Consider the following 8,613-nt stretch of genomic DNA (forward strand, 5'->3'; position numbering starts at 1 on the left):
TTAGCAAGCACACCTTTTGTTATTGTGGATAACTCAATGTAGTGCCCTGGGTTTTGAAGGAATCCTTATAAAATAAGGCTTTCACATTCAAAAGTGTCAAAGTCGGGAGCCTTTAGATGATATGGGCATGGTATTTCAAAATTTCGCACTTCTGCCTTGGCTTAATGTTAAGGAGAATGTTTTATTTGGCAGTGATGCACAAGGGGTTTCACGAAAACATAGCCAACAAAAAGCATCAAGTTTAATTAAGAAGATGGGACTTGAGGGCTTTGAGCATGCTTATGTTAATGAGTTATCAGGCGGGATGAAGCAGCGTGTGGGCTTTGCCAGAGCACTTATGATCGAGCCGGAGATTTTGTTTTTTGATGAACCTTTTTCATCACTTGATATTGCAACAGCAAAGCATTTAAGAGAAGATATTTTGCAGCTGTGGTTAAATAAACAAATAAGTACAAAGTCGATGGTGTTGGTGACCCATAGTGTTGAAGAGGCCATATTGTTAGCAGATCGAGTGGTTATCTTTGACAGCCATCCAGGGCGTGTTCACTATGAACATAAAGTAGATTTTGCACATCCTAGAAACCTGCGCTCACCAGAAATAATGCAAGTGATTGACCTTTTAAGCGATAAAATGTATTCACTTAACCAGCAAATATCAGCGAAAAAGGTAGTAAGTGTGGTATAGCTTTCTTGAAGTTTAAGCTGTATGTTATTTTAACTTTTGAAGAGGCTATATATTACAAGGTGTTTAAATGTTCCCATTTTTTATGCAGAGCCAGTGCTGCTTAAGTCAAAAGTAGCACTGGATGCATCCCTTGCGCTCCCGCAAATTTTTTAAAACAGTATCAGTATCATATCGCCATGATACTGATACTGTACTTCAGCCCCCACTGTGAAAATCTTAAGGTGTATTATAATTTTGTTACCAATTTATGAAGTAGATTAACATATAAAGCCATAAATTTAAGTTAGAAAAGCTAAACTTGTGCTTCTCTCCTTGATTTAGTACGATAATCCTAATAATTATGTGCCTTAAGTTTGTATATGTGGGACCAGATAGATAGCAGTTCGATTTTTTTCCTCAGAAGTACGTTATTTGGTATTTCTAAAAGCTTGTATGGCAGAAAAGTTAATAATTTGGTAGCCTCTTCAGAGTTTGACGCTTTTCACCTGTCATATTCTGGGGCATATTTGACCCAATTTGATCGTGAATGTACGATAGTTTTCAAAAAAATGGCTTTAAAGTATTCAGTAGAGCAAAATGTTTTTGAGTTCTCGCTTTCTGATTTTTTTCGAGAAATGCGCAGAAAAAATTATGGCAAGAACGATAGAGATATGGTTTTTAAAAGTTTAATAAAAAATTATAATACGGTTTACTGTATAGATTTTAATGGGAAAAGCTTTGAAGGAAAATCGCTGAAATTCTTTGATTATGATAATGATAGGAGAAAATTTATCGCGAAATTGGATGAGAAATGGATTGATTTTTTTAATGAGACTCCTAATTATCAATATAATTATGCGCAGCGACAAAGCCTTCCAAGAGGATTTTGTCGATGGCTCCATAGCTATTGGTCTACATTCGATCACATACCGGTAATGAATATTCAAGAACTTTTGTATAGATCAAAAACTGGCTATAAAGATAAAGGGAATTTTAAGAAAATCGTTCTGAGTGCTTTAAGTAAGATGATACAAATTGGCTTTTTAGATCAAAGATCACATATCACATACCATGGTGATATTTATGCAATCAAAAAGAACCAGTCGATTTAAAATTAACTTTGCCTTGATTCACTTTTAGCCTTTTTAGGTAGGCCTCTGTCAAATCAACGTCAAATTCTCTTGAAAGCTGCAATGCATATACTAATAGGTCAGGAATAACTTCATCTTTAACTTTGGCTGGGTCACTATATTTTAATTTGTCAGTATGCTCTCTTGTCTCACAATATTCTGAGATTTTTCCAAGCAATTTGGCTAGGTGTAAAGTCGTATGTCGAACCATTTTAAATCCTGATGTAATTTCTGTATTGTCCTTATCGAACTCATTTTGATATTCCATCAGCTCCTTTAAATTAAGTTGCATATTTTTCTCCAGTAATTTTATGAGGATGGTGATAGTTGTTTGGTTCTTTAATTAGCATATTACTTAAAGATAACTGGATAAACCAATAGAAAAAGAAAATGGCAGCTATAATCACATCAGTCCATGCAGTTATTTTGTGTTTGTTCATTTTAGTCTCTACAGCGATTATGCCTTAAGTCGTTATTTTGCATCAAAAATAAGAACTGTCAAATAGCATTTTCATTTTTCTCTGGTCTAGCGGCTAGGAATTCTTCTGTGAGAAATTAAGCATCTCAAAAAAGAAATCAGAAAAATTGCTTGTATAAGCTTGTTCGCTGCTATACTTAATATAGTAGATCATTCACTCACAGCAAGGAGGATGCCATGGCCTCAGCAAGTCAAGTCTTCAATAAAAAAGAACGGGTAATTTTTGATAGTTGCTGCCAATATTTTGAATTTGCTTTGGCACATTTCAATTACAACTCTCAGGTACAATGCTATGTCAATCAAGATAACGAAGTCGTACTTTATGGTGTTAACATTAGTTATGAAGGGCAGCAGCATCAGGCATTTACCGCGTTGACACTTGATGAATTTTATAAAAAAATGGAGCTTATATATCAGTTATATTTATATAGTAAAGAGCATCAATGTGATATTGAGCATGCACTAAATCATTTCCTGGAGCAATATGAATCCTTTGTTGCTGTCCAAGGGGAGATCGATGATTTATTAAACTGGTGTGAATTTATTGATGAGGAGTTGGGAAAACATAATAGCTTTTCATATGATATGATGTATAAAGAAAACCGGACGCTACACTAGCTACGCCAGGTTCAAATTATTAAGCTGGCGTTTTCCATGTGATACAGAAATACTGTGCACGGGCATGTAAGTAAGCTATACTGCTATGTACAAGATTCATTAATATACGAATACAGATTTGATTCTATCCACAAAAATGCTTGAGTACTTTTTTAAGAGTGCTGAATTTGTAAGGATCTGCGAAAATTGCATTACTTATACACAGCCGGTTAATGATCTTATACAGTTGATTTCAGAGGATTTTCAGGTAAAAAATTACACTTTTGTACGCTTGTGGAAAGATTTTTCTTTTTCCAGTATCAGTACTAAGCCTATGTTGATTAAGTATTATTCTGAGCATCAATTATGGCGTCAGGATTTAGTAGCAACCCCATGCATTACTCAGCCTATTTATAATCGTATGACAGGGTATACCTGTGAGATGAAAAAAATTTACCAATCAATGATCAGTAAATATGGGGCGAAAAACATCATTGTATTAGAGTATGATCTGGGTGTGTGTAAAGACAGTCATTGTTTCCTTGTTGGGCTAAATGATGAAGAATTAGATTATCCAATGCTCTTTTCTCAGTTATTTGATGTGACACTTTTTTTTTATAAGCAATTTCGGGAAAGGCGGTATAAAATGAAGCGTATCATTAATAAAGATGCGCTTTATTTCCAGCAAAATAATTGTTATTCAGAGGTAAGGACAAATTTCGATCCATTTCAAAAGCTACAACAGCATTACCATCTGACAAGCCGATGTGTTGACTATATAAAGCCGCTTTGCCTTGGGCTAACAGCAGCTGATATTGCTGATTTACTTGGGCGTTCCCCACGCACAGTTGAAAAGGCAATTGATAATATTCGTTATATTTTAGACATTCCAGGAAGACAAACGTTAGATAGCTTCTTACAGATGTATTATCACACGCAGGTGCTGCATTTTTTACAAACGCACCATCCATATGATTGGGTCAGACAATGGCAAAGTGACCTTTTAGCCAAGTGTTGATAGCCACTGAATAATATCACTTTCATTCACGGGCATAAACTCATGGACATCTACACCAACATTAAACTGCCGATTATGTACTGTCCATTGGTTGTGTACATGTCCATGAATAAGTGGTAGTCCTTTGTCTTTGGGTCGGGAGTCGATAAAACGAGTTGGATCATAAGAATCCCCTGAATAAGGATAATGACACAGTAGCACATCAATATAATGACCATTATCTAACTGAATCTGTCGAACAACCCCGTTTTCATCCCAGATTTCATCAAAATATTTCTTATATTCAGGCATAAAGCGCTCACGGTGAGTTTGCTTAAAATGCATTGAAATACGATCATGATTTCCTGGAAGTAATATTTTATAGCCATTAAGCTGTTTGATTAGTGGTAATGTGTCGGCAATTGTGCCCAAAGCAACATCACCTAAATGAAATACGGTATCATTAGGCTTAACCATATGGTTCCAGTTTTCAATCAATGTATTATTCATGGTATCAACATCGCTAAAAGGCCGATTACACAGCTCAATAATGCGCGTATGACCAAAATGTGTATCAGAAGTATAGAAGGTGCTCAATATTTTTCCCGTTTTGATTGACGCTTAACCATTATTTTATACTTTTTTTATTTCTTTTGTAAAAAGTCATATCGAATTTTTATCATTGCTGCCGATACAATAGCCCAAATCATAACAAACACAAATAAGGGGTTTACATGACGATTTTTTCAGGTTTGATTATGGTGGCATTAGCCATTTATATGGCCGCTGTAATGGCCATGCCAGAAAAATTTTAGAGGTGCTTTATGTATCAAAATTATTTACTATTTATTGGCTTTGTTGCCGTTATTATACTATTAACCAAACCGCTTGGTAATTATATTTTTAATGTTTACCAGGGCAATAAGACATGCTTGGATTGGTTTGCACAACCACTGGAAAATCTATATAAAAAAGTGCTTGGCATCAATCTTAAAAAAGAACAAACAGCCATGGCTTATTTGATCAGTGTGCTATTGTTTTCTCTGATGTGTTTCTTGTTTTTATTTGCTATTTTAAGGTTGCAAGCCTATTTGCCATTTAATCCTGCCAATATTGGTAGTATGAGTTGGGATCAGGCATTTAATACTGCAATAAGCTTTGTAACAAACACCAACTGGCAAAGTTATTCTGGAGAAACCTCGGTTAGCTATTTCGCGCAAATGGTGGGGTTATCTGTGCAAAATTTTGTGTCAGCTGCTGTTGGTATTTCAGTTTGTATTGCATTGATCCGTGGTATTGCACGCTTTGAAGAAAAAACGATTGGTAACTTCTGGCATGATTTAGGTAGGGCAGTTTTTTGGCTTTTATTGCCACTTTGTATTGTAATTACGTTAATCTATATTTTTCAAGGTGTGCCACAAAACTTAATGGCTTATGTTCATGCGCATACGTTGGCAGGGGGCGAGCAAATTATTCCGCAAGGTCCGATTGCCTCACAAGAGGCGATTAAGTCATTAGGTACCAATGGTGGTGGATTTTTTAACGCAAACTCCGCTCATCCTTATGAAAACCCAAGCATTATCACCAATTTTATTCAGGCAATGTCTATTTTTGCTATTGCTGCAGCATTAACTTACACCTTTGGAAAATGGGTGAAAAATACCCGTCAAGGCTGGTTTATTTTGATTGTGATGGGTGTTTTGTTTTTAATTTCATTGAGTGTGATGACAACTGCTGAGCTTTATACAATAAAGCCGCACATGTATCCTGATTTGTCTGATATCTATGGTCAAACGCATCATCTATCCAACATGGAAGGTAAAGAAATGCGTTTTGGTATTTGCCATTCTACATTGTACAATACAGTTTCAACTACGGCTTCAGATGGTGGTATTAATAGCGTTGTTGATAGCTATACACCTATTGGTGGTGGTATTGCGCTTTTGAATATGGCATTAGGTGAGGTCATTATTGGTGGTGTCGGTGCCGGTCTTTATGGATTTTTAATGTTTATGATTTTGGCGGTATTTATTGCTTCACTTATGATTGGCCGCATTCCAAGTTTTCTTGGGAAACGTATTCAAGGAGCTGAGATGAAGTGGGTTATGGTAGCCTTATTGATTTCACCGTTTTGCGTATTAATTTTTACTGGCATTGCTTGTACTTTGCCTGGTATATACGAAAGCTTAAGTAACAGTGGCGCACATGGGTTTAGCGAGATTTTGTATGCCTACACTTCTGCAGCAAATAATAATGGCAGTGCTTTTGCAGGTTTAAATGCCAACACCCCATTTTTAAATATCACAACAGGTATTGCAATGCTTCTAGGACGATTTGTTACCCTTGGTGCGGTTGTGGTTTTAGCTGGCAAATTGGTTATAAAAAATCAAGTGTCAGGAGACAGTACCTATACCGGTTTATCAACGACCAGCTTCTTGTTTGGTGTATTGCTATTGTTCACGATTTTAATTATTGGTGGGTTAACGATTTTCCCAGCGTTATCGCTTGGACCAGTTTTAGATCATTTGACAATTAGTCAGGTTTTTTAGGAGTCTTTTATGTCAAAACAAAATTCAGTCTCTGTTTTTTCAAAGCAGTTAATCTTCCCAGCAATAAAGCAGGCATTTATTAAATGTCATCCAAAGTGTATGTTAGGCAACCCTGTTATGTTTTGTGTAGAGGTTGTTACTCTGCTGTGCACACTTTACCTGTTAATGGATTTATTTACTGGCCAAGCCATTGGATTTACGTTACAAATTGTGATCTGGTTATGGTTTACGATTTTGTTTGCCAATTTTGCCGAAAGTCTTGCTGAAGGTAAAGGAAAAGCACAAGCTGAAAGCTTAAAGGCAACGAAGTCCCAATTGTTTGCCAAACGGCTTTTAGAACCCCAATCAAGTGTATTTGAGAAGGTTGCTGCAGAGCAGTTAAGACTTGGTGATATCGTGTTGGTACAAAGTGGTGATTTTATTCCTGCTGATGGCGATGTTATAGAAGGCATGGCAACGATTGATGAATCTGCAATTACAGGTGAATCGCAACCTGTGATTAGAGAATCAGGCGCTGATAGTTCAGCTGTAACAGCTGGCACAAAAGTTATTTCAGATGAAATTAAAGTGAAGGTGACATCAAAACCAGGGGAGATTTTTTTAGATAAGATGATTAATCTGGTTGAAAATGCCAAACGCTTGAAAACCCCGAATGAAATTGCATTAACCATTTTATTATCAGGCCTAACCTTAATATTTATTGTAGCGGTTTGTGCGCTTTATGGAATGGCGCTATTTCATCACGTTATTTTATCGGTCGTCATCTTGATTGCCCTTTTTGTTACCTTGATTCCAACGACAATTGCAGGTCTTTTATCTGCCATTGGAATATCAGGTATGGATCGCTTATTAAAGGCAAATATCGTTGCATTGTCTGGACGAGCTGTTGAGGCGTCTGGGAATATTGATGTACTGCTTTTGGATAAAACAGGGACTATTACCTTGGGTAGTCGTTATGCCAGCGCATTTCTCCATATTGAAGGTGCTTCAAATAAAGATTTAGCCTATGCCGCATGGTTGTCATCGCTTGCTGATGAAACCCCCGAGGGAAAATCAATCGTCAATCTTGCTGAACAGCAGTTTGGATTTGATGCAAATGAAATCAATCTGCACGAGGCTTCGTTAATTCCTTTTTCAGCTTATACGCGGATAAGTGGTATTGAATACCAGGGCGTTACGATTAAAAAAGGCGCTATCAGTGCAATTGAAACACATTTGTCTGTGCAATTGCCTTTTGATGTAGATAGAACCTTTAAATTGATAACGGAGCGAATTTCCGAGCAAGGGGGCACACCATTGGCTGTGTGTCAAAATGGTCAACTTTTAGGAGTAATTCATCTTAAAGATATCATTAAGCCAGGTATAAAAGAACAGTTTAGTCAGCTAAGGAATATGGGGGTGAAAACCGTGATGATCACAGGAGATAACCCTTTGACAGCTGCTGCAATTGCTGCAGAGGCAGGTATCGATGATTTTATTGCCCAAGCCTCACCAAAGGATAAATTGGATTATATTCATCAGGTACAAAAAGAAGGCAAAACCGTTGCCATGTGTGGTGATGGGACAAATGATGCACCTGCTTTAGCACAGGCTGATGTTGGTGTTGCCATGGCAAGTGGGACTTCAGCAGCAAGAGAGGCAGGTAATATGGTGGATCTTGACTCTGACCCTAAAAAGCTTATTGAGATTATTAAAATTGGAAAACAAATTCTAATAACACGGGGTGCTTTAACAACATTTAGTATCACAAATGATATTGCAAAGTACTTTGCAATTATTCCAGCACTGTTTGTTACAAGTTTCCCTGCGCTTAACGCATTAAACATCATGGGGCTTCATTCACCTTTAAGTGCCATTTTATCGGCGGTGATTTTTAATGCAATTATTATTATATTTTTGATTCCTATGGCATTATTGGGTGTTAAAAATATTGCGGTATCCGCGCAGACACTACTTAAGCGCAATCTTTTAATATATGGTTTTGGCGGCATTTTAGTCCCATTTATAGGCATTAAATTAATCGATATGATTATCACAGCGATGCATCTTGTGTAAGGAGAGAGCATGTTTTTAAAAAATACATACCAGGCCGTGGTTGCAACAATTTTTTTCACGATTCTATTAGGTTTGGCATACCCCCCGACTTTGACACTTTTCAAAGTTATCCACAGGTTTGAAGAAAGATATTTTTGCTCAGG

The 8,613-nt window shown here is 36.8% G+C and carries 9 protein-coding genes; 6 read left to right on the forward strand and 3 right to left on the reverse strand.

The window, feature by feature from the left end:
• The first annotated feature begins 85 nt into the window (after window positions 1-85).
• Complete coding sequence (locus tag DNK84_RS12135; RefSeq protein ID WP_119344755.1) at window positions 86-685, forward strand: ABC transporter ATP-binding protein; 600 nt, start codon at window positions 86-88, stop codon at window positions 683-685.
• 359 nt (window positions 686-1,044) lie between these two features.
• Window positions 1,045-1,776: a hypothetical protein gene (locus DNK84_RS12140; protein ID WP_119344756.1), complete on the forward strand. Its 732-nt coding sequence runs from the start codon at window positions 1,045-1,047 to the stop codon at window positions 1,774-1,776.
• On the opposite strand, the gene DNK84_RS12145 is transcribed toward DNK84_RS12140, so the two are convergent.
• Together DNK84_RS12145 and DNK84_RS14455 are read right to left on the reverse strand one after the other, a co-directional pair.
• Window positions 1,754-2,086: a nucleoside triphosphate pyrophosphohydrolase family protein gene (locus tag DNK84_RS12145; RefSeq protein WP_119344757.1), complete on the reverse strand. Its 333-nt coding sequence runs from the start codon at window positions 2,084-2,086 to the stop codon at window positions 1,754-1,756. The two genes, DNK84_RS12140 and DNK84_RS12145, sit on opposite strands and share 23 nt — an antisense overlap.
• Entirely contained in the window at window positions 2,076-2,234 is a 159-nt protein-coding gene (locus tag DNK84_RS14455) for a hypothetical protein (protein ID WP_162902438.1), read from the reverse strand. Before DNK84_RS14455 ends, DNK84_RS12145 begins: the two co-directional genes overlap by 11 nt.
• 215 nt (window positions 2,235-2,449) lie before the next feature.
• Between DNK84_RS14455 and DNK84_RS12150 the strand changes: the two genes are divergently transcribed.
• Together DNK84_RS12150 and DNK84_RS12155 are read left to right on the forward strand one after the other, a co-directional pair.
• A complete protein-coding gene (locus DNK84_RS12150; protein ID WP_119344758.1) occupies window positions 2,450-2,890 on the forward strand; it encodes a hypothetical protein in 441 nt (146 codons plus the stop codon).
• A 421-nt stretch (window positions 2,891-3,311) separates the two neighbouring features.
• Window positions 3,312-3,887, forward strand: coding sequence for a helix-turn-helix transcriptional regulator (locus DNK84_RS12155; protein ID WP_162902439.1), 576 nt, complete (start codon window positions 3,312-3,314; stop codon window positions 3,885-3,887).
• On the opposite strand, the gene DNK84_RS12160 is transcribed toward DNK84_RS12155, so the two are convergent.
• Window positions 3,873-4,463: a metallophosphoesterase family protein gene (locus DNK84_RS12160; protein WP_162902440.1), complete on the reverse strand. Its 591-nt coding sequence runs from the start codon at window positions 4,461-4,463 to the stop codon at window positions 3,873-3,875. The genes DNK84_RS12155 and DNK84_RS12160 overlap by 15 nt on opposite strands.
• A gap of 227 nt (window positions 4,464-4,690) precedes the next feature.
• Here DNK84_RS12160 and kdpA point away from each other — a divergent pair, with 227 nt between their 5' ends.
• On the forward strand, window positions 4,691-6,415 hold the full coding sequence (kdpA, locus tag DNK84_RS12165) for a potassium-transporting ATPase subunit KdpA (RefSeq protein WP_119344761.1): 1,725 nt from the start codon (window positions 4,691-4,693) through the stop codon (window positions 6,413-6,415).
• Between the two features lie 9 nt (window positions 6,416-6,424).
• Window positions 6,425-8,470, forward strand: a complete 2,046-nt coding sequence (kdpB, locus tag DNK84_RS12170) for a potassium-transporting ATPase subunit KdpB (RefSeq protein WP_119344762.1) — start codon at window positions 6,425-6,427, stop codon at window positions 8,468-8,470.
• Window positions 8,471-8,613: the final 143 nt, after the last annotated feature.

It is taken from the genome of Facilibium subflavum, assembly GCF_003574485.1.
Lineage (GTDB): Bacteria > Pseudomonadota > Gammaproteobacteria > Francisellales > Francisellaceae > Facilibium > Facilibium subflavum.